This is a genomic window from Cohnella rhizosphaerae, from assembly GCF_029525575.1.
In the GTDB taxonomy this organism is placed as follows: domain Bacteria; phylum Bacillota; class Bacilli; order Paenibacillales; family Paenibacillaceae; genus Cohnella; species Cohnella rhizosphaerae.
The window spans coordinates 318,260-337,788 of record NZ_JAPDIA010000007.1 but is presented as its reverse complement, the minus strand read 5'-3'; the positions used below and the strand labels follow the sequence as shown (position 1 = coordinate 337,788).

At 61.0% G+C, this 19,529-nt stretch carries 17 protein-coding genes and 2 pseudogenes; 4 read left to right on the top strand and 15 right to left on the bottom strand.

From position 1 onward, the window contains the following. From OMP40_RS19345 to OMP40_RS19285, 13 genes and pseudogenes are all read right to left on the bottom strand, one after another. Positions 1-933, bottom strand: a complete 933-nt coding sequence (locus OMP40_RS19345) for a nucleoside hydrolase (RefSeq protein ID WP_277533810.1) — start codon at positions 931-933, stop codon at positions 1-3. Between the two features lie 186 nt (positions 934-1,119). After that, positions 1,120-1,368: a hypothetical protein gene (locus tag OMP40_RS19340; protein ID WP_277533808.1), complete on the bottom strand. Its 249-nt coding sequence runs from the start codon at positions 1,366-1,368 to the stop codon at positions 1,120-1,122. Further along, the gene (locus OMP40_RS19335; RefSeq protein WP_277533807.1) at positions 1,344-2,291 is read right to left on the bottom strand and encodes an ABC transporter substrate-binding protein; all 948 of its coding nucleotides are present in this window, start codon (positions 2,289-2,291) and stop codon (positions 1,344-1,346) included. Before OMP40_RS19335 ends, OMP40_RS19340 begins: the two co-directional genes overlap by 25 nt. Next, positions 2,284-2,463, bottom strand: a complete 180-nt coding sequence (locus OMP40_RS19330) for a hypothetical protein (protein WP_277533806.1) — start codon at positions 2,461-2,463, stop codon at positions 2,284-2,286. The genes OMP40_RS19335 and OMP40_RS19330 overlap by 8 nt, the downstream gene beginning before the upstream one ends. Beyond that, entirely contained in the window at positions 2,460-3,674 is a 1,215-nt protein-coding gene (locus OMP40_RS19325) for a response regulator (RefSeq protein ID WP_277533804.1), read from the bottom strand. The genes OMP40_RS19330 and OMP40_RS19325 overlap by 4 nt, the downstream gene beginning before the upstream one ends. After that, positions 3,671-4,639, bottom strand: a complete 969-nt coding sequence (locus OMP40_RS19320; protein WP_277533803.1) for a sensor histidine kinase — start codon at positions 4,637-4,639, stop codon at positions 3,671-3,673. Before OMP40_RS19320 ends, OMP40_RS19325 begins: the two co-directional genes overlap by 4 nt. 97 nt (positions 4,640-4,736) lie before the next feature. Continuing rightward, a pseudogene (locus tag OMP40_RS41990) lies at positions 4,737-5,273 on the bottom strand (cache domain-containing protein); the annotation flags it as partial. Positions 5,274-5,989: 716 nt separating this feature from the next. After that, entirely contained in the window at positions 5,990-7,111 is a 1,122-nt protein-coding gene (locus OMP40_RS19310; RefSeq protein ID WP_277533800.1) for a glycoside hydrolase family 88/105 protein, read from the bottom strand. Between the two features lie 3 nt (positions 7,112-7,114). Beyond that, positions 7,115-7,576: an alpha/beta hydrolase gene (locus OMP40_RS19305; protein WP_277533798.1), complete on the bottom strand. Its 462-nt coding sequence runs from the start codon at positions 7,574-7,576 to the stop codon at positions 7,115-7,117. Then, positions 7,503-8,312: a dienelactone hydrolase family protein gene (locus OMP40_RS19300; RefSeq protein ID WP_277533796.1), complete on the bottom strand. Its 810-nt coding sequence runs from the start codon at positions 8,310-8,312 to the stop codon at positions 7,503-7,505. The genes OMP40_RS19305 and OMP40_RS19300 overlap by 74 nt, the downstream gene beginning before the upstream one ends. A gap of 88 nt (positions 8,313-8,400) precedes the next feature. Next, the gene (locus OMP40_RS19295; RefSeq protein WP_277533795.1) at positions 8,401-9,978 is read right to left on the bottom strand and encodes an extracellular solute-binding protein; all 1,578 of its coding nucleotides are present in this window, start codon (positions 9,976-9,978) and stop codon (positions 8,401-8,403) included. A 27-nt stretch (positions 9,979-10,005) separates the two neighbouring features. After that, positions 10,006-10,890 carry a carbohydrate ABC transporter permease gene (locus OMP40_RS19290; RefSeq protein WP_277533793.1) on the bottom strand — a complete coding sequence of 295 codons (885 nt, stop codon included), beginning with the start codon at positions 10,888-10,890 and terminating at the stop codon, positions 10,006-10,008. 10 nt (positions 10,891-10,900) lie between these two features. Beyond that, entirely contained in the window at positions 10,901-11,806 is a 906-nt protein-coding gene (locus OMP40_RS19285; RefSeq protein WP_277533791.1) for an ABC transporter permease, read from the bottom strand. Between the two features lie 222 nt (positions 11,807-12,028). On the opposite strand from OMP40_RS19285, the gene OMP40_RS19280 reads away from it, so the two are divergent. Together OMP40_RS19280 and OMP40_RS19275 are read left to right on the top strand one after the other, a co-directional pair. Further along, complete coding sequence (locus OMP40_RS19280; protein ID WP_277533789.1) at positions 12,029-13,534, top strand: response regulator transcription factor; 1,506 nt, start codon at positions 12,029-12,031, stop codon at positions 13,532-13,534. Next, positions 13,518-14,588, top strand: coding sequence for a sensor histidine kinase (locus tag OMP40_RS19275; RefSeq protein ID WP_277533787.1), 1,071 nt, complete (start codon positions 13,518-13,520; stop codon positions 14,586-14,588). The genes OMP40_RS19280 and OMP40_RS19275 overlap by 17 nt, the downstream gene beginning before the upstream one ends. Before the next feature lie 46 nt (positions 14,589-14,634). On the opposite strand, the gene OMP40_RS19270 is transcribed toward OMP40_RS19275, so the two are convergent. Further along, entirely contained in the window at positions 14,635-15,054 is a 420-nt protein-coding gene (locus tag OMP40_RS19270) for a hypothetical protein (protein WP_277533785.1), read from the bottom strand. Positions 15,055-15,411: 357 nt separating this feature from the next. Between OMP40_RS19270 and OMP40_RS19265 the strand changes: the two genes are divergently transcribed. Further along, the gene (locus OMP40_RS19265; protein WP_277533783.1) at positions 15,412-15,747 is read left to right on the top strand and encodes an ArsR/SmtB family transcription factor; all 336 of its coding nucleotides are present in this window, start codon (positions 15,412-15,414) and stop codon (positions 15,745-15,747) included. Positions 15,748-15,920: 173 nt separating this feature from the next. Continuing rightward, positions 15,921-17,671, top strand: a pseudogene (locus OMP40_RS19260) (SulP family inorganic anion transporter). A gap of 113 nt (positions 17,672-17,784) precedes the next feature. Here the strand turns inward: OMP40_RS19260 and OMP40_RS19255 are convergent. Next, positions 17,785-19,506, bottom strand: a complete 1,722-nt coding sequence (locus tag OMP40_RS19255; RefSeq protein WP_277533781.1) for a CotH kinase family protein — start codon at positions 19,504-19,506, stop codon at positions 17,785-17,787. Between the last annotated feature and the right edge of the window lie 23 nt (positions 19,507-19,529).

Genomic DNA, 19,529 nt, shown 5'->3' with positions numbered 1-19,529 from the left:
TCAGCGCCCTCCGGCGAAGGATGCTCCGAATACGCGCGGCAGGAACGTTGCGAAAAACCGCGGCGCATCGACCTCTTCGGCGATCCAGGCGCCCTCCTCGCTCTCGCCCGGATTGACCCAATCGCCGCCCGTGCGGTTGAACGTAAGACCCCGGGTGAACTCGCCTCTCGTCTCGACCTGCACGACCTCCCGCTTCAGCGTCAGCACCGCTTCGTCGAACACGGCGCAGACGGCGAGCGGATCGTGCAGCACGGGCAGGTTGCCGGAGAAGCGAAGCCAGCGATCCACCAGCTCCATCAGAAAATTGCGGTACGGGTCGCCCGCCACCCCGGTCATCGCCTTCAGCTCGTCGACCTCGTCCCGGCTCAACCGGCACTTCAGCGTAACGTCGAGTCCGACGGCCACGACCGGAATGCCGGATTCGAAGACGATGCGGGCGGCTTCGGGATCGCAGTAGATGTTCCACTCGGCGAAGTGCGAGTGGAAGGCGCCGCCCATCAGCACGATCCGCTTGATCCGGCTCTTGAAGTCCGGACACGCGGCGATGGCCGCGGCGATGTTCGTCAGCGGTCCGATGGGGACGAGCGTCACTTCGCCGGGAAAGGCGGCAGCCTGCCGGACGAGGAAGCCGGCTGCGGATTCCTCTTCTTCGCAACGGGCGTTCTCCATGTCCGCCGACCATTGGCAAGGCACCTCCCGGTCGTCCACGCGGTTGATGAGCGGCTGCGGGCAGCCTGCGAAGACGGGGATATCCGGCCGGCCCCCCAGGTCCAGCAGGCGGCGGGCCAGCTGGGCGCGCGCCCGCACGTTCTTGAACACGGTCGTCACGCCCAGCAGCTCAAGCTCCGGCGAGCGAAGCGCGAGCGCCAGCGCCAGCGCGTCGTCGATATCGTCCCCGATATCGGTGTCGAGAATGATTTTGTTCGTCTGCAATGTCGGCACATCCTTCCCTTAAACGCAATGCAATCGGCATCGATGCGATACTTTAACTATAAGGAATAGCCGCGGCGGACATAACGGCACACGGTTCGGCTTTGGTCGAAAAATCACGGCAATCGGACGCGGCCCCGGCAACGCAAAAGAGGCGCCGAAAAATCGGCGCCCCGCGAGTAAAGCGTTTTAAGGTGAGGATTCGGGCTTCATGAGTCGCGTCAGGTCGGACGCCGCCTTGTCCAGCATCTCCTTCGGGTCCGCTCCGTTGCGGATGTCCTCCATCGCGGCCGTCATCCGCTTGTCCCACTCCCGATAATAGGGCGTGACGGGCCGCGTCATGCCGGTATGCAGCGCCTCGTAGGCGCCGATTCGCAAGCCGCTGTTCGGAAAGGCATCGTACTGCCCGTCCTTCAGAATCCGGTCGAGCAGCGACATCTTGGACGGAATATCGCCGTTCGCCCCGAGCCAGATGTCCGCGCCTTGTCCGATGGCCAAATACCGGATGAAGTCTGCCGTCTCCCGGGGATGCTTCGCGTGCACGTTGATCCCCAGATGCCAGCTCCCCCGTGGGCGTGACCGGCGTTCCGTCGCGGAAGTACGGATGGGGGGGCATAGCCGAAGTCCAGCTTCTGCTCGGCCGTCAGAAAGCCCTGAATGTCCCAGGTGCCGCCGACGAAAAAGGCGATTTGCCCCGACAGGAACAGATTCCGGCTCTCGTAGGCCTTCACGCCCTTCGGGCTGATCCGGTAGCGGTTGAACAGATCCGAGTAGAACTGCATCGACCTGACCCAAGCCTCGTCGTTGACGATGCCGTCCGTCGTGACGCCGTCGTCGCCGATGCCCCTGCCGCCGAGCGAATTGGGCAGCGCCAGCATCTGATAAGGACGCCCGATCTGCTCGAACATCAGCCCCCACACCGGCTCGCGGCCGCCCGTCCCGTCGTTGAGCCGGCTCATGAGCAGCTGCGACATCTCAACGACATCTTCCCAGGCAAGCCGGTCCTCGATTCGTTCCGACGGCCATTCGATGCCGGCCTCGGTCAGCAGCTTCTTGTTGTAAAACAACAGCTGCTCGGACGTATTCATCGGCACCGCCATCAGCCGGTCGCGGTAGTAGCCGGTGGAGAGCGAGCCCGGCAGCATCCCCTCCCGATCCGAGGCGTCGAAGTAATCGTCGAGCGCGAGCAGATAGCCCTGCTGGCTGTAGCCCGCCACCATCGGCTCGTCCACGACGAACGCGTCGATGTCGCTCGTCCCGGTGCCCATCTTGACGTCGATCACGTCGAACAGCTGGTCGTACGGATACGACTGGCGAACGATCTTGATACCGGGATGCTGCCCTTCGTAGGCTTCAATCACCGCGTCCAGCCCCGGCCAAGTCTCGGTAAGGAAGCGCAGGACGATCGTCTGCCGTCCCGTCTCCCCCGTCGGCGGGCGCATCCGCCTTCCAGTCGTCGGTCTGCCGGAACAGATTGGCGACGATGAGCCCGGCAGCCGCGACGAGCGCGAAGACCAGCAGCGACCGCTTCATACCGGACCGCCTTCCCGGCCGACGGGCTCGGGCTGCAGGAAGACGCGGTCCCGATACTCGGCGGGCGACATCCCGACCTTTTTCTTGAACACCTGGCCAAAATACTTCGGATCGTTGAAGCCGACGGCATGCGCGATCATGTACACCTTGTTGGAGATGTCCCGGAGCATGCGCTTCGCCTGGCCGATGCGATAGTCGGTCAGATACTCGCTGAGATTACGTCCCGTTTCTTTCTTGAACAGCTCCGACAGGTAGTGCGGGTGCACGTAGGCCGCGCGCGAGATCTCCTCCAGCCGCAGCGCCCTGCCGTAGTGCTCGCGGATATACCGGATCGCCTGGCTGACGATCGCCGAATAGCCATCCGCCTCGCCGGGTTCGGGCAGCGGCGCTTCCTCCCCGGCCGCCGCGTCGCCCTTCAGCCGCCAAAGGGCTGCGCGGTAGGCATCGGGCAGCCGCGCCCAGTCGTCGAAGACATCTCCGAACGCGATGCGAACCGCGCCGAACGTCCGCCGGACCGCCTGCTCCGCGCCGATGTCGGCCTCGCAAGCGGCAGCTTCGTCCGCCGGCGCCGGGTAGAGGAAGACGTTCAGTCCGAATGACAGCCGGAACGCGGCGAGGATCGGAGCCGCGCCCAGCCGTCCGCCCAGCGGACCGTCCCTTCGCAGCGACGGCGGGGGCGCGTCCGCCGGCGATTGAACCGCCATCAGCCGGAAACGTCCGCTCGGAAGCCCCCATCTGCGAGTGCCTGCCGCGATCGCCTCCGCCGAATAAGGCTCCGTCTCCAGCAGCAGATCGAGCAGGAACTTGTCCCGCAAGCCCGCGAACTGATCGTGCCTCGCCGCGGCGATCGCCTCCGCGCGTCGCAAGGTGTCGATCACCTTCGCCGCGTTGACCGGCTTCAGAATATAATCGAAGATGCCCATCCGCAGGGCCTGCTGGGCGTAGGCGAACTCCGCGAAGCCGCTGATGATCACGATCGTCATATCCGGGTCCTCGCGACGGATGCGCTCGATCACTTCGAGTCCGGACAGGCCGGGCATCTGGATATCGATCAGCAGCACGTCGACCTGCTCGCGCGCCGCCGCCGACAGCGCGGACAGACCGTCGTGCGCCAGCCCGACGACCTGCCAATGGCTGTCCCCGCTGCGCTCGATGATGCCGGCGAGTCCCCTTCGCACCTTCGGCTCGTCGTCCGCGATCAAAATGTTCATACCTGCTCCCTCCGTTCCGGCAGCCGGATCGCCACCCGCGTCCCGCTTCCCGGCTCGCTCTCCACTTCCAGTCCCGCTTCTTCCCCGTAAGCCAGCTTCAGCCTCCGCTCCACGTTCAGCAGTCCGATCGAGCCGCCGGTCGCGGGACCGTCGTCCCGCAGCAGCGCGGCCAACCGGTCTGCGGGAATGCCCTGCCCGTTGTCCTCCACGACAATGCGCGCCAGGCTTCCGTACCGCTCGCCGCGGATACGCACGATGCCGCCCTCTGTTCGGCTCTCGATGCCGTGCACGACGGCGTTCTCCACGATCGGCTGCAGCAGCAGCTTCGGTATCGGCAGCTCGCTTAGCCCGGCGTCGATGTCGATGCTCCAGCTAAGCCGCTCCTCGAAGCGGACGGACTGGATCGTCAAGTAGTTCGCCAGCTGCCGAACCTCCTCCCGAAGCGGCACCCGCTGGGATTCGGAGCCCCGTATCGTGTAGCGAAGCATCTCGCCCAGCGCCTGTATAACCTCGCTCACCTCGTACTGCTCCCGCTCGATCAGCATCCAGTTGATCGCATCCAGCGTGTTGTAGAGGAAGTGGGGACGAATCTGCGCCTGCAGCGCCTTCAACTCTGCCTGCTGCTCGCGGATGTGAAGCTCGTACGTCGTCTGGATCGAATCGTTCAGCCGCTGCAGCATCCGGTCGAAGCTGTTGCTGAGCAGGCCCACTTCGTCCTGGCGATCCGTCCGGATGTTCGTCTGCAGGTCGCCGCGTTCCACCTTCTTCATGCGGGCGATGAGCTGGTTGAAGCCGAGCACGATATCGTCCGAGATCAGCACGGCGAACAGGATGCCGAACAGAATGATGAGCAGGCTGGTGTCGAAAATGGCGCTGCGGATCGGCTGCGCGCTGGCGAGCAGCTCCGACTTGGGCACGATGCTGACGATCGACCAGCCGGTCGCTTCGTTGCGAAGGTAGGTCATGAAGTAGTCCTCCCCCGCCCAGCCTCCGGATGTCCGCCCCGCTGGCCGCCGGAAGCTTCGTCAGATCGGCCGCTTCGGGCAGCGGCTTCGCGCTCAGCATCAGCCGGCCGCTCGCATCCAGCAGGGCGATGTTGCCCAATTGATGCAAGTAGACGTCCTGTACCAATCCGGACAGCGCCGTTCGCTTCAGATTCAGCACGAGAATGCCGAGCAGCTCGTTCGTCGTGTAATTTTTGATAGCCGCTGCGGAAGGGATCACCTCCGAGCGGCCATACAGCGAAGATTTGATCAGATTGTCCGACAAGCCCAGCCAGACGCTGTTCCCGCTGGCCCGCGCCGCTTCCCGGTAATAAGGCGTATCGACGAATTCGATCGCCGGATTGAAGTAACCGTCGCCGGCCCAGTATTTGTTCCCGCTGCGATCGACCAGAACGAGGTCTCCGATATCCGGGGAGCTGAGCGTCATATTGCGGAGCAGCGCCTCCAGCTCGAGCCGGTTTTTGCCGCGCCGGATCTCGTCCTTCTCGTTCAGCATCCCTTTCAGGGAGGGATTGGTAATGAGACTGAGCGAGACGGCATTCATCGCATCGATCTTCGACGTCAGATTCCGGTTAATCTGTCCCAGCAGCTCCATCGTATACTTCTTGGAGTTCCGGAGGATCGCTTCCTGGCTTTTGCCGTAAGAGAATGCGCCGATGACGACGACAGGAATGATGCCCAGACCGATCAGCGAGAACAGCAGCTTCTGCCGCAGCCTCCAATTCCGCCACCGCAGCTTCGTCCGCCATCTGCGATCGAACATTCCCATCTCCCCCCTTTCCGTGCCCGCTCCGTCCCCGGGACGGCACGCTTGATCCGGCAAGCGCTTCCATATTCGGTCGTCGTGAACATGCGGCCGCCATGGTACGCTCCCTACAATCCATCGTAAGGGCTGACGTCGCCAAGTGTAAAGACATCGCTGCGATCGGCCCCGTTCGTCCGGCAGCTTCCGGCCGCATCGGTCTCCCGCATATGTGCGGTCGAGGCGATGGGAACGCTTGCGGATCCCGGTATGCCCCCTCCGTGTCGAACGCCTTCACACTATAGCGGAAAAGCGGGCGCGCGGATAGCCGAATCCGTTCGGATAAGGTTGAATCCGTTCGGCTGTTCGCGCAATCGAACTTCTCCTCGCCGTAGCCGGCCTGAACGGCGCGGTCGATGTCCCGCTGCAGAATTCCGCTGGAGCGGGCATATCCGCTTTGCAGAAGAGTGCTGGACATTTTTCGCAAGATGACGTCCATGTCGGGCGCATATGCAGACAGGCGAGCCGCTGCAGCGGCTCGCCTGTCGAGATAGATGGCAAAATAACGGTCACGCGGGCTGCCTGTCCCCGGCCGACAGCGCGTCGACGGCGACACAGGCCATCACGAAAGCACCGATGCCGTGGAGATCGTTGGCGCTGGTCGAGCGCGATACATAATAGTCGTAGTCGCCTGCCGCCGTGCCGATGCAGATGTCGGGCAGCACGAGCCGGCCATGTTCGTCCTGCCGCAGCCGCTCGACGAGTCCGCGATAGCCGCGCTGTGCGGCTTCGGCGCATTCGGGCGGCAGCGTCCCTTGGCGAACAGCAACGGCGATCGCGTAGACGAACAAGCTGGAGCAGGACGTCTCGAGCCAGTTGTCGGGCCGGTCGCCCTTGTCCACGACCTGGTACCAGAGGCCGCTGTCGGCATCCTGATAGCGAATCAGCGCAGTCAGCGTCTCCCGCAGCGCGCCGGACAGCTCCGAACGGGCTTCGGCATGCGCCTCTCCCGGCAGCAGATCGATGAATTGGGCGACGGCCAGCACATACCAGCCGAGGGACCGGCCCCAGAACGACGGCGACAAGCCCGTGACCGGATCTGCCCAAGGCATGCGGCGGCTCTCGTCCCATGCATGATAGAGCAGACCGGTCTGCGGGTCCCGCATGTGGCGCCGCATGAGCCGCTCCTGAAGCAGGATGGTTCCGCGCAGTTCCTCGTCCCCGTAAGCGGCGGCATAGGCGAGTCCGAATACGCCGCCCATGTAGAGTCCGTCCAGCCACATATTATACGGCAGCGAATCCTTGTGCCAGAAGCCGCCGCAGCCCGTCCGGTTGAGCGTGTCGAACAAGCCCCGCAGCCGGGCGGCCGCGGTTCGGTACTTGTCCAGTCCGGTCTGCTTCGCGAGCCGGAACAGCAGCAGGCCGGCCTGTACGGCATCCAGCTCATCCCGCAGGAAGATCAGATTGCCTCGTTCGTCCACCAGACTGTCTACATAGCCGCGAATATAGCGGTCGTACCGTTCGTCCCCGGTCCGCTCCGCGAGCATCTCCATGCCGCACAAAAATACGCCTTGGTGGTAATGCCACATGCGGGCGGGCGGCAGCTCCGCCGGTTCGTAAGCCGCCATCAGCGCTTCGCAGGCGGCACGCGCCCATGCGAGTGGCGCATTTGTCGCTTGATCGGCTGCCATCCGTCATCCTCCTTCTTGTCCTGGACCCGTCTCGTGCGCCCATTGGCAGAGCCAGGGGTAGGCGACGGTTCCATTCACTTCATGTCCGCCTTCGAACAGATGAAGCGCGGGCATCGGCATCGACTCAGCCGACTGGCCGCGATCAAACCGGGCGGCGGTGTAAATCTCGCGCAGCCTGTCCCATGCCTCCCTCACCGCTCCGACCGGGAACAACGGATCTTCGGTGCCCGAGGACAGCAGCAGACGGCGCGGTGCGATCAGCCCGAGCAGATCGGGCATCTCGCCGATCTCGAGCAGACCGGGGATATAGTTGTCCAGACAATGCGCGGTCGCCAGCACGCTGTCCTTGAACAGATTCGCGTAGCCGCACAGGACGGTCGCGCCGATCCGTTCATCGAGCGCAGCGGCGAACCCGGCGACGAGCCCCCCCGCCGGAGAAGCCCATGCAGCCGATCCGCTCGGCATCGCATTCCGGACGCGCGGACATATAATCGACGGCGCGCAGCGTCTCGGCGATGCGCAGGCCCGCCAGCGTGCGAGCGTGCATGAGCAGATGGGCCGCGATGCGGAAGCAGCTGTAGACGCCCGGTCCGGCTTCGATGTCCTCGCGCAGCCGGCGGTCGCCGAAGCCGAGCAGCTCCGGCACGGCGACGGCAAAGCCGCGCAGCGCCAGCTCAACCGCGAATTGCCTGTGAATACCGGTGTCCGCGCCCAGCGGCGAGCCATTCGCCGCCAGCCCGACCGCCTCCCGGCTTCCATAGCCGTGTCCGTGGCAAGCTACGACGATCGGGTAAGGTCCCTTGCCTGCAGTCGGTATAAGCACATATACAGGCATGGTCAATCCCTCGTCCGTCTGCAGCTCGATCCGCTCCCGCGTGTAGTGTTCGCACGCCTCCCGCTCCAGCAGCCTCGCGGCTGGCGGATCGAACATCGGCTCGCCGGACGGCGAGCCCTCCGCATCCGGTACGGCTTCGGATAGAGATCGCGCTCCCGCCCGGTCCGTGCCGCCGCCAGCCTCGCCGTCCGCACCGCCGCGCGCCGCCGCCAGCCCGAGCGCCGCCCGCAGGCGGCGCCGGAGCCGCAGCCGCATCGCATCGAAGCGCTCGCCGGCGGACGCTTGCTCCCGACGCGCTTGCGACTCTGCGTAGAGACGCCGCATGTACGCGTCCGGTCCCCGGACGACGGACGCGTTCTCTTTCACGCCGCCCGACCCGTTCTCCGGCTCGTTTTTTTTGTCCGTTTCCTTGCCCCTTCTCTTGCACGCTCCACACCTTCCTCCCGAACGTCCCTTACTTCGCGGCGACGTACCGGTCGATCTGCGCCTGCAGCTCCTGCTGCAGCTTTTCGAAGCCCGCTTGCTTGCGCTTTGCCAGCAACTCGTCGTACGCCTTGTCGACGTCCTTGGCGAAGCCGAGCGTGAGCGGCGCCTGATACTGGCTGGCCACGTCCGCAAGCGCCGCCTGCTGCGTCTTGATCTTGTCGAGGTCCGGCTGAAAATCGTTCAGCTTCGTAAGGGCTACGCGGTCGCGCTGCGACTTCATCACCTCGTCAAAGTTCGGCAGGCCGTCCTTCGAAGTCAAATAGTAGCGCTCATCGCGCCAGCCCCAAGGGCAGGTGCCGTCAGGCGGATAGTTGGGGCTGTCGGGGAGCAGGATCAGCTTGCCGTCGGCCGACCGGTCCCAGTGCTTGCCCTGAAGCCCGTACGTCGTCGTCTGGTTATACCAGGCATCGTTCTTGAACAGGTCGAGCAGCATGAGCGCACGTTCCGGATTTTTGGACTTGGCGTTGATCGCCATGCCGTTCGCCATGTAAGAATTGGCGACGACCTTGTTGCTTGTGTTGATCGGGTAGAACCGCACGTCCCAATCCGGATGAGCGGCCTGAACCGTCTGGAAGGTCGCATTCGCGTCAAGCAAGTTCGTCAGAAATGTCGCGCTCTTGCCGTTGACGAACGAATCCTTGGAGGATACCTTGTTGACAAGCGAATTTTTGGAAATGTAGCCCTTCTCGTTCCACGTCTTCATCCGCTTATAGAGCGCAAGCGCCTGCGGATCGGAAGCCGACGCATCGACGATCTGATTCGTGGCAAGGTCGACGCTCACGCCAAGCGTACCCATCTCGTATCGGTCGCGCAGCTCCTGCAGCTGCATATGCGGGATGATCCAGTTATCGTACGAGGTCGCTTCCCATGGTACCAGCCCGCTGCCGTCCTCGGCGACCGCCTTCAGGTAGCTTTCGTAGTCGTCGAGCGAATCGATGGCTTTAATGCCGTACTTTTTCATCAGATCGCCCCGCACGACGTAGCCGTACACAGAGATCTCGCGGTAGTTCATCGGCAGCGCGTACAGCTGGCCGTCTACGGTGCCGGCGTCCAGCACCTCCTGCTTGGAGCTCTCGAGCGTGCGCGGCGCATACGTCTTCATCAGCTCGGGCGTCAGCGCCTTGAAGGCGCCCTTGCGCGCATAATCGGCGAACTGGCCCCAAGTCGCCGTCACGATCAGGTCGAAGTCCTCGCCGGAGGCAAACTTGAGCGAATACGCCTTCTGCCAGTCGGCGAACGGGATAAACTCGATGTCTACGGTCGCGTTGATATCCTGCTGCAGCTTCTTGTTGACCTCCTCGTAGACGAGCTTGGCGTCCGGCGCGCCGTCGCTGATCAGCACCATCTTGAGCGTCACCGGCTTGGACGTATCGGCTTTGTCTCCCTGAGCCGCATCGTCCGAAGCGACGGCAGCAGAAGCGGATTGCTTGGAGGCGGCCGCCGAGGAAGCTGCGCCGTTCTCGTTATTGGAGCCGCCGCAGCCGGCGAGCAGGACGGCGAATAGGATGGTGACCAGCAGAACCAAGCCTGTCTTATTTACAGCCATAAAAGATTTCCCCCCTGAATAAGTTGGTCAGCCCTTCACCGAGCCGACGGTAACGCCGCTGACAATGAACCGTTGCAGGAACGGGTAGACGAAAAACACGGGCGCAATGACGATGACGGTCATCGCGAGCTTGAACGTCTCCTTCGGAATGTCCGGGATCGGCATCCCGGTCTTGCCCGCGAGATTGTTCAGCATCTCGGTCTTGTTCATCAGATTGTACAGATAGTATTGCAATGGAACCAGATTCTGATCGTGAATGAACAGCATCGCGTTGGACCAGTCGTTCCAGTAGCCGAGCCCGATGAACAGCGCGATCGTCGCAAGCCCCGGCTTCGCCACCGGCAGCATAAGCGTGAGGAAAATACGCAGCTCCCCGGCCCCGTCGATCTTGCCGGACTCGGCGATCGCCTCGGGGATCGAAGCGAAGAAGCTTTTCATCACCAGGATGTAGAATACATTCATCAGCAGCGGCAGGATCAGCGCCAGCAGATTATCTTTCATATGGTAGTAGTTCACCATAAGCAAGTACCAGGGCACGAGACCGCCGCTGAAGACGGAAGTGAAGTAGATATAGAAGGAAAAGTAATTGCGGTACTTGAAGTCCCGGCGCCCGATCACGTACGACGTCATCGCCGTCAGGAACGTGCCGAGCGCGGTGCCGGCCATCAGCACGAACAGCGACACCCCGAACGCGCGGACAATATCGCCCGGCGCCTTGAACACCAGCTCGTAGCCGGCAAGCGACAGATGCTCCGGAATGAGCCGGAAGCCGTGCCGCACGAGCGCCTCCTCCTCGGACAGCGAACCGCTTAAGATGAGCAGCAGCGGGACGATGCAGAGCAGGCAGAGCAGCCCGATGAACGCGCAGCCCAGGATGTTGAACAGCATGCGGTCTTTCGTATAGTGAGCCATGGGCGCCTCCTTAAAAGAGCGAATAATCGGGCTGCACCCGGCGCACGAGCGCATTGGTCGCCAGAATGACGGCGAAGCAGACGACCGACTGGTACAGTCCCGTCGCGGCCGACATCCCGATATCCTGGGAGGAGAGCAGCGAGCGGAATACGAACGTATCGATGACGTCCGTCGCGTTGAACAGCAGTCCGTTGCTGCCGACAAGCTGGTAGAACAGATCGAAGTTGCCTCTGAAAATGTTGCCGACCGACAGCAGCACCATAATGACGGTGGTCGGAACGATCAGCGGCAGCGTGATGCGCCGGATACGCTGGAAGACGTTGGCGCCGTCGATCGAAGCGGCCTCGTACAGACTGCGGTCGATGCCGATGATCGCCGCGAGGTAGACGAGGGAATTGTACCCGACGTATTTCCAATTGTGAAAGAACAGCAGAATATACTTCCACCACCCCGGCGACGAATAGAAGTCGATCGGCTGCAGTCCGACCGCGCGCAGCAACACGTTGAGGAAACCATAGTCGTAGTTGAGCAGGTTGTAGACGATGGCGCCGACGACGACCCATGACAGGAAAAACGGAAACAGCAGGACGGACTGCGCGGCCTTGCGCAGGAAGCGACCGCCCATCTCCGCGATCACGATCGCGACGGCCAGTTGCAGCAGCAGACCGCTCACGATAAAGGCTGCGTTGTAAAGCACCGTGTTGGACGTCACCAGCAGCGCCTTGCCCGAGCGGAAGAAAAACTCGAAATTGTCCAGGCCCGCCCAGGGACTAAGGAAGATGCCTTTGTCAAACCGGTAGTTTTTGAACGCCAGCACCGTGCCGGCCATCGGCAGATAGCAGAGCAGGAAAAAGTAGACGACCGCCGGGACCATCATCGCGAAGAGTACCTTGTGCTTGCGCAGTTCCTTAATCATGAGCTTTGGCCGCTCCTGTTGTGCATGCCGATCAACATCCTTTTTGCTTGAGTGGGTGATGCGCCTAGGATGACTCCATTATATAAACCGCTTACATGGATGCGATAGGGTGGTATTATGCCAATCGGATAGACAAAATTATAGAGTTGCGCAATGGAAGGAAGCGCCGATTGTCTTCCCGAACAGATGCGCTATACTACAGTAAAAGAGGAGGGAAAGCGCTTGCTTAAGCTGCTGATCGTAGACGACGAGCGCACGACGCGCAACACGCTGGCGAACCATATTCCGTGGCGGGCGCTCGGGATCGGGGACATCGAGCAGGCCGACGACGGCGTGCGTGCGCTGGAGATCGCGAGGCGCTACGCGCCGGACATCGTCCTGACCGACATTCGTATGCCGCGCATGGACGGACTGGCGCTGGCCCGGGAGCTTCGGACATGTCTGCCGCGCAGCAAGGTCATTATTTTAAGCGCTTACTCGGAGGTCGACTACTTGAAGTCGGCAATCAAGCTGAACGTCGTGGATTATGTAGAAAAACCGGTCGACCTGGACGAGGTGTCGCGGGCCGTCGGTTCGGCGGTGTCGGCGTGCGAGGAAGAAGCGGGGCGGCAGACGCGCCGCGATGCCGGAGCGGGATGGACCGGGACGGTTCATGCCAAGCCCGATGCACGGGAAGAGCGAGGCGCCGCAAGCGCCGGAGGGGCCGTTCAGGAGGGCGGACGGCTCGCCGCAGACAAAGCCAAACGATACATCGAGCAGCGCGCCTGCGAGCCTGACTTCAGCATCAATGCGCTGGCAAGCCATCTTTATCTGACGCCATCGTACGTCTGCATGATTTTTAAGCAGGAGATGGGGGTTACGATCAATCATTATCAGACGTCCGTGCGGATGGAGCGGGCCAAGACGCTTATCGCCGATCCGGCCATCAAGCTGCATCAGCTCGCGGCGCTGGTCGGCTACTCGGACGTCAAGTACTTCGCGCGCCTGTTCAAAAAAAGAATGCGGGTATACGCCCTCCGACTACCGGAGGCGGGTACTGTCATGAGGGGCGCCCCGCTGCTGCCGCTCTACCGCGTCCTGAACCGTCTCAGCCTGCAGCGCAAGGTGTTTCTGTCCTATGTCGTGCTCATTCTCGTCCCGATGGCCGTGCTGACCTGGTTCTCGTATCATCGGAGCGCGGACGTCATGCGGCGGCAGACGATGCAATCTGCGGACCAGGTGTTCGGCGAAGCCGTACGTCAGTTGGACAGCCTGGCCGACAAGGCGGTCGGCGCGCTCAACACCGTTACGCTGGACGGGCAGGTCAATGCGATTCTATCCACGAATGTCGAGCAGTACGAGATTCCCGCGCAGTTGACGGACTACTACAAGCTCACGCCTTTTTTTAAACAATATCGAAAAATCCCAGGGCGTCTACCAGGTCATGCTGTATATCGACGACCGCTTCGTCTATTCGAACGACGGTGCGCGCCTGTATCCGCTGTCGAGCCTCGACCTGAAGCCTTGGTACGTGAAGCTGAAGAATGCCGGCTTGTCCGCTTACTGGTTCGTCCCGGAGGAAGGGGAGCAGCGCGTCCCGGTCGTCTCCGTGGCGCGGACGATCTGGAATATCCAGGACTTCACGCAGCAGATCGGAGTCGCGCGGGTCGATATTCCCCTCGCCGATTTAGAGCGAATCGTATCGGACGCCCGGATCACGGCCTCCAGCGAAGTGAAGCTCCTGAATGACGCCGGAGACGGGGACGCCAGCCTGTTCGCCGTATCCGGTCCCGAGGGCGGAGACGGCGAAGCTTCGTCCGTTTTGACGCGCATCGCTGCCGTCCCGCGCACCTCGTGGACGCTCGAATCGCGCGTCTCGCTGAAGGAGGCGCTGCAGCCGCTGTCGGCGCTGCGCAACCGGATGCTGATCACGATGATCGTCGTGACCGCGATCGCGTACGTCTTCGCTTATTTTTACTCCGATCTGAGCACCAAGCGCATCAAGCGGCTGTCCGAACGCATGCGCCGCGTGCAGAGCGGCGACCTGCAGGTCGTCATGACCGAGAGCGGCAAGGACGAGATCGGCGAGCTGGTGGGCAGCTTCAACTACATGGTGCGGCGGATGAACGGGCTCGTGCAGGAGCAATTCCAGATGGGTCAGGCGCTGAAGAACGCGGAGCTGCGGACGCTTCAGGCCCAGATCAACCCGCATTTGCTGTACAACTCGCTCGACACGATCAATTGTCTGGCCATCGCGCATCAGGTGCCGGACATCTCCCGCATGGTGCGGGCGCTGACGCAGTTCTACAAGCTCGGCCTGTCCAAAGGCCATGAGCTCGTGCCCCTGCGGGCCGAGCTCCAGCATATTCGTGCGTATATCGGCATTATGAACATGCGCTATGAGCACGCGATCGAGCTGCGAATCGAGGCGGAACCCGAACTGGAGGCATGCCTGGTACTGCGCACGATGCTGCAGCCGATCGTGGAGAATGCCGTCTATCACGGCATACTGGAGACCGAGCGCAAGCGCGGGACGATCGTTGTCGCTGCGGCGCTTGAGACGGACCGGACGCTGTGCGTCATCGTGCGGGACGACGGCCGCGGCATGACGGCCGACCAAGCCGCCAGGCTGTTCGAACGTCCGTCCGACGACAGCCGCGAAGGCGGCTTTGGCCTGCTCAACGTCAACGACCGGATCAGGCTGACGTTCGGCGAAGCCTACGGTCTCTCCGCCGAATCCCGCCCGGACAGCGGCACGGTCATCCGCCTGCGGCTGCCGGGCGATCTATCCCGCCCGGCGTGACTGCCTGTCATGCTTTTCCAAAGCTTCGTGTATCCGTTCGTCTTTTCTATTCCATGCTTGAGCCGTTCGACCGGTATTCCCGAAGCTCGGCCTGGAATCGATGAAACGGACGCGTTAAAACTTGAATGTTTCTTTCGATTTTAATGCGCTTTTTGCGATCGTTCTTGCAGAGCTCCCATTGATCGACGTATCGATCTATTTTCTCCCGAAGCGTCAGAATGAATCCGGTCGCCATAGATTCGGCTGCCAGCTCCTGGAGATCGGCCGCCAGCGCCTCGCTAAGCGTCCGGATATTCGGCATATGCAGCGGTCCCTCCACGAAAATAAACGGCGGCGTGAAGTCTTCGCGATAGTCCTGGCCCGGGACTTGCTTCCAAAAGCGGTGCCACTCCTCCAGCAATCCCGTCGCATACAATAAATACTTCAGAAATCCGCAAAGCCATGCCGTACAGCTTGTATTGCGCATCTTGCATCCGATGCCGTCGGCAAGATAACGGCAACCTATGCAGCAAGAACCCCCCGTTTTTGATACAGACCTTGCAAAGCAAGTCGGATCCGACATCGCTTAATGCATCGACGCCCAGCTGAATAACCGTCTGTCTGCTCATATTCGTGCGTATGGCGTCCGGGTTGTCGAAGCTTGGCATTCGCTCCCACCTTTAAATAAGAATCAAATATTCAGAAGTTTGAATGTTAGAGCATTATAATGTAGATTCCGCTCAATAACAATCGATGCGCCGGCTTGCGACTTTGCGGATGGCCGATTGGAAATGTGCTATCATATTCATATATTCAAAAGTTCAGGCATTGGGGAGAATGGACGATGAATCCGAACCAAAATATACAACAGTTTAAAGCCGATTTTTTCAAGGCGCTGGCTCACCCGATGAGAATCCGGATACTTGAAGTGCTATCCGAAGGCGACAGAAACGTGAACGAATTGCAAAGCATCCTCGGCTCGGAGGGCTCCGCCGTCTCTCAGCAGCTGTCCGTCCTTCGGAATAAAAACGTGGTGAGCGGCATCAAGGACGGGACGTCGGTGATTTACTCCTTGCGAGATCCGCTGATCAAAGAGCTGCTGGCCGTGGCGAAGCAAATATTCGACAATCATCTCGTCGACGCGATCTCGCTGCTCGAAGTCATTCGAAACGAACCATAAGCGACAAAACAAGGGCATCCCTGCGCAATTTCAAGGTGCACCTTGTTTTTTTTCGTTTTCCTTTCCTTTTTTGGAGATACACCTTCCATTTCAGCGTTTGACTGTTTGGCGCTCAGGCATTACATTTCGTATATATTCAAATAATCAAATATATGATAATAGAAGGTGTATGAATGAGATGGACCGGCAGGTATCGGCAGCTTGACGCAGCGGCTTTTCGCAAAGATCTTGTTTCCGGGGTGCTCGTAGGCATTATCGCCATCCCGCTGGGAATGGCGTTTGCTATTGCCTCCGGGGTCAAGCCCGAGTACGGCATATATACAACCATCGTTGCGGGTATCGCCATTTCTTTTGCTCGGCGGCTCCAGATTTCAGATCGGCGGTCCGACCGGCGCCTTTATTCCCATTCTATTCGCTATCGTCTTGCAGTACGGGTACGAAAATTTATTGATTGCAGGATTTTTAGCCGGAATTATCCTTATCCTCATGGGCCTATTCAAGCTCGGCGTATTAATCAGATATATCCCCCCGTCCCGTCACGGTCGGGTTTACGGCCGGAATCGCCGTTCTTATTTTCACCGGTCAAATCGCGAATTTCCTCGGACTTTCCGGGATGAAAAAGCACGAGCAATTTTTGCCCAACATGAGCGAAATAGGGACGCACCTGTCATCCGCCCATCTCTACAGTCTTGCAACGGCGGCTATTTGTCTAGCGACCATCCTGCTGACGTCGGCATGGCTGCCCAAGGTTCCCGGCTCATTGGCCGGACTCGTCTCATCGAGCGTTATCGCGGCCTTGTTCTTCCAGGGGCATGTCGCGACGATCGGCTCTTCATTCGGCGCGATCCCCGGCACGCTGCCTCATTTCCATTTTCCCGAGATCACCTGGGACCGCGTAAAAGTCTTGATCCAGCCCGCATTTATGATCGCCCTGCTGGGGGGAATAGAGTCTCTGCTATCGGCCGTTGTGGCCGACGGCATGACGGGCACCCGTCATGACAGCAACCGCGAGCTTATCGGGCAAGGCATCGCGAACATGGCGGCGCCTCTATTCGGAGGGATCCCGGCGACCGGCGCCATTGCTCGAACGGCGACGAACATTAAAAACGGGGCTGTCTCGCCGTTATCCGGCATCGTACACGGTATTGTCGTTTTTCTCGTGCTCCTGCTTTTTGCGCCCTATGCGTCCGATATTCCGCTCGCGAGCATGGCCCCCATCCTGATGTTCGTGGCATGGAATATGAGCGAGCGCAAGGCGTTCGCCCATATCCTCAAATCGAGAACAAGCGATTCGTTCGTGCTGCTGATCACCTTTTTGCTAACCGTGCTCGCCAATTTAACGACAGCCGTCGAAGTCGGCTTAATCTTGTCCGGACTTCTGTTCGTCAAGCGAATGAGCGAGCAGCTGAAGGTGGTCAAGGTGCTGCCCGACGCGGCCGACAAATCCAAAAGAGTGAAGGCCTACATGGTCAGGGAAGATCACGACTGTCCCCAGGCCGGTATTTTTACTCCCGAAGGACCGCTGTTCTTCGGTACGGCCCATAGATTCGAACAATTCATCGCCGACATGACCGCACAGCGGCCTGCCATTGTTCTGCTGCGCATGTCTAAAGTTCCCTATCTGGATACGACAGCCGAGGCCAAGTTGGCGCGTCTGGTCAAGGATACCGGGCAGTCGGGCGGAGTCGTCCTGATCTCGGGCATCCAGCAGCAGCCCTTGAGATTGATCAAAAAAACGGGCTTGTACGCGCGAATCGGCGAAGACCGCTTTTTCGCGCATACGGGCGAGGCGATCGACCGCCTCTTGACGCTGGTGAACCCCAAACAATGCGTGGGCTGCACGCACGCCGCATTCCGCGAGTGCGAGACCAAATCGGGCGCAACCGCAAATGCGAAAGCGGCGACGGGAGAGGGGATAGGCTGACCCTGCAAAGCGGCGATCTGCCGGCCGTCTTGACCGAAAGCGGCAAAGACGGGATCGGCAAGCCGGCGCCCGTCCGGCCCGACACCGGGGGACGCCGACGGACGCGATCTCCGTCAACGAGCCGACGGGCTTAGCCCTGCTGGCCCGTCCCGCGATTTTGCCCGCTCATCTCCGGGGGGAGCGCCTTGGCCGCTTCGATCGCCCTGACCGCCCGGGAAGCCCTGACCGTTCGGACCTCCCTGACCGTTCGGACCTCCCTGGCCGCCCGGGCCGCCCCGACCGCCTTCGCCGCCCTGCGAGCCGAGCGCCTGCAGATTGACGGACGAGGCGTCGACGAGTGCGCTCGAATCGGCTTTCTGGCCTTCCGTCGTCGAAGGGATCGTGCCGTCCAGCTGTCCCTGGATGCTCTCCGCGCGAAGCGCGCCCAGCTTTTTCAGCTCCGTGACGCCCGCTTCGAAGGCCTCGTCGTCGTAAAAGGCCGTAGGGTCGTTTTTAACATACTCGGCGATCAGCGCGCTGAGCGTATCCACCTTCTGTTCGAACTTGCCGTCGGCAAAATAGCCGTCCACGATGTCTTGCAAATACTGATGATACGTCGCGAGATACGCGGGCACCTCAAGCATCTTCGCCAGCAGCGGGCGCTCCTCCAGGCTCACGCCGGACACCGGGGTATCGATCGGGAAGTTGGCGACATCCGACGCGCTGCCCGACTGGAAGCCGCCGAAGGCCAGATTGTAGTCCCACGGAAGGATGCTGATCTGCCCGTCGTTCTCGTAGAGATAATAGTTGTGGCCCATATTGGATACGTAGCTGTCGAGATTGACGACCGCCGTATGCGCGGCGAAGTACCTGAACACGGCGTCCACATCCACGTAGGTTTCAAGGTCCTTGCCTTCTCCGAGATTTTTCAAAGCCGCGATCACGCGCTGCTCGTCGGCTTCGTCCGTCTTGGTCTTGGCATTGTCGAAGATCGCCGAATAGCTGCCGATCTCGTCGTCCGTATATTGAAGGGAGACGCCGTTGTTCGCCATGCCGCTCATCCCGCCCATGCCGCCGCCATTCGGCCGATCCGGCCTCCTTTGCTCGGTATTCTGCGCGGTATTTTGCGCGGTATTCTGCACGGTTCCGGTCCCGTCTTCTGCAGCCGCCGGCGAGGATGCGGTCGCGCCGACTGCGTCTTGCGCGCGGTCAGGCCGCCCGCCTGCGCCCATCTCGTTCTCCGGCTTGTACAGCTCGCCTTCGCCGCCGTCGACACGGTCCAGATAGCTGCCGTCCACATCCTCGACCGCCAGATACAATCCCCATGTCTTGCCGTTAAGCGAGATGTCGGCGAATGAATACAGCGGCGCATCCACGCCGATATACGACATGATGTCGTAGGACAGGTATTCCTTCAGGCTGGTCGCATCGGAAAAATTGTTGTTCAACACGAGCTTGTCGAGCCCCTGCCAGGTTTGACCCTTAACGTACGCGTCGAACTTGATCTTGAAGCTGTAACGGTCCGTCGTGTCGTCTTTGACGATCGAGGACAGACTGGAATTGCCCTTTGGACGAATGCCCGCGTTTTTGATCGTCGTGCCGTTGATGGTGATGTCGGCCGAGATATATTCCTCCGCAGCCGCGTTGTCCAGCATCGACTGCCACTCGGCCTCGTCCGCAGAGATTTGAACCGTCATGATTTTGGTTTTGTCCATCTCGTCCGCATATCCAAGCGCGGCAGTCTGCGTCGATGCGCTGGATGAAGTCTGCGTCGCGCCCGACGTACAGCCCCCCAGCATGGAAGTAACCGCCAAAGCGAACGCCATCATGATGGCCCACCGTTTTTTCCGCAACATAATCGCACATCCCCTTCTCGATT

Coding starts and splice junctions, on each gene's coding strand:
- OMP40_RS19340 (WP_277533808.1), bottom strand. CDS start 1,368: ATGTCGCTGCTCGACCGGATTCTGAAGGACGGGCAGTACGATGCCTTT.
- OMP40_RS19330 (WP_277533806.1), bottom strand. CDS start 2,463: ATGAAGCGGTCGCTGCTGGTCTTCGCGCTCGTCGCGGCTGCCGGGCTC.
- OMP40_RS19325 (WP_277533804.1), bottom strand. CDS start 3,674: ATGAACATTTTGATCGCGGACGACGAGCCGAAGGTGCGAAGGGGACTC.
- OMP40_RS19320 (WP_277533803.1), bottom strand. CDS start 4,639: ATGACCTACCTTCGCAACGAAGCGACCGGCTGGTCGATCGTCAGCATC.
- OMP40_RS19310 (WP_277533800.1), bottom strand. CDS start 7,111: ATGGCAGCCGATCAAGCGACAAATGCGCCACTCGCATGGGCGCGTGCC.
- OMP40_RS19305 (WP_277533798.1), bottom strand. CDS start 7,576: ATGCCGAGCGGATCGGCTGCATGGGCTTCTCCGGCGGGGGGGCTCGTC.
- OMP40_RS19295 (WP_277533795.1), bottom strand. CDS start 9,978: ATGGCTGTAAATAAGACAGGCTTGGTTCTGCTGGTCACCATCCTATTC.
- OMP40_RS19290 (WP_277533793.1), bottom strand. CDS start 10,890: ATGGCTCACTATACGAAAGACCGCATGCTGTTCAACATCCTGGGCTGC.
- OMP40_RS19285 (WP_277533791.1), bottom strand. CDS start 11,806: ATGATTAAGGAACTGCGCAAGCACAAGGTACTCTTCGCGATGATGGTC.
- OMP40_RS19270 (WP_277533785.1), bottom strand. CDS start 15,054: ATGCGCAATACAAGCTGTACGGCATGGCTTTGCGGATTTCTGAAGTAT.
- OMP40_RS19265 (WP_277533783.1), top strand. CDS start 15,412: ATGAATCCGAACCAAAATATACAACAGTTTAAAGCCGATTTTTTCAAG.
- OMP40_RS19255 (WP_277533781.1), bottom strand. CDS start 19,506: ATGTTGCGGAAAAAACGGTGGGCCATCATGATGGCGTTCGCTTTGGCG.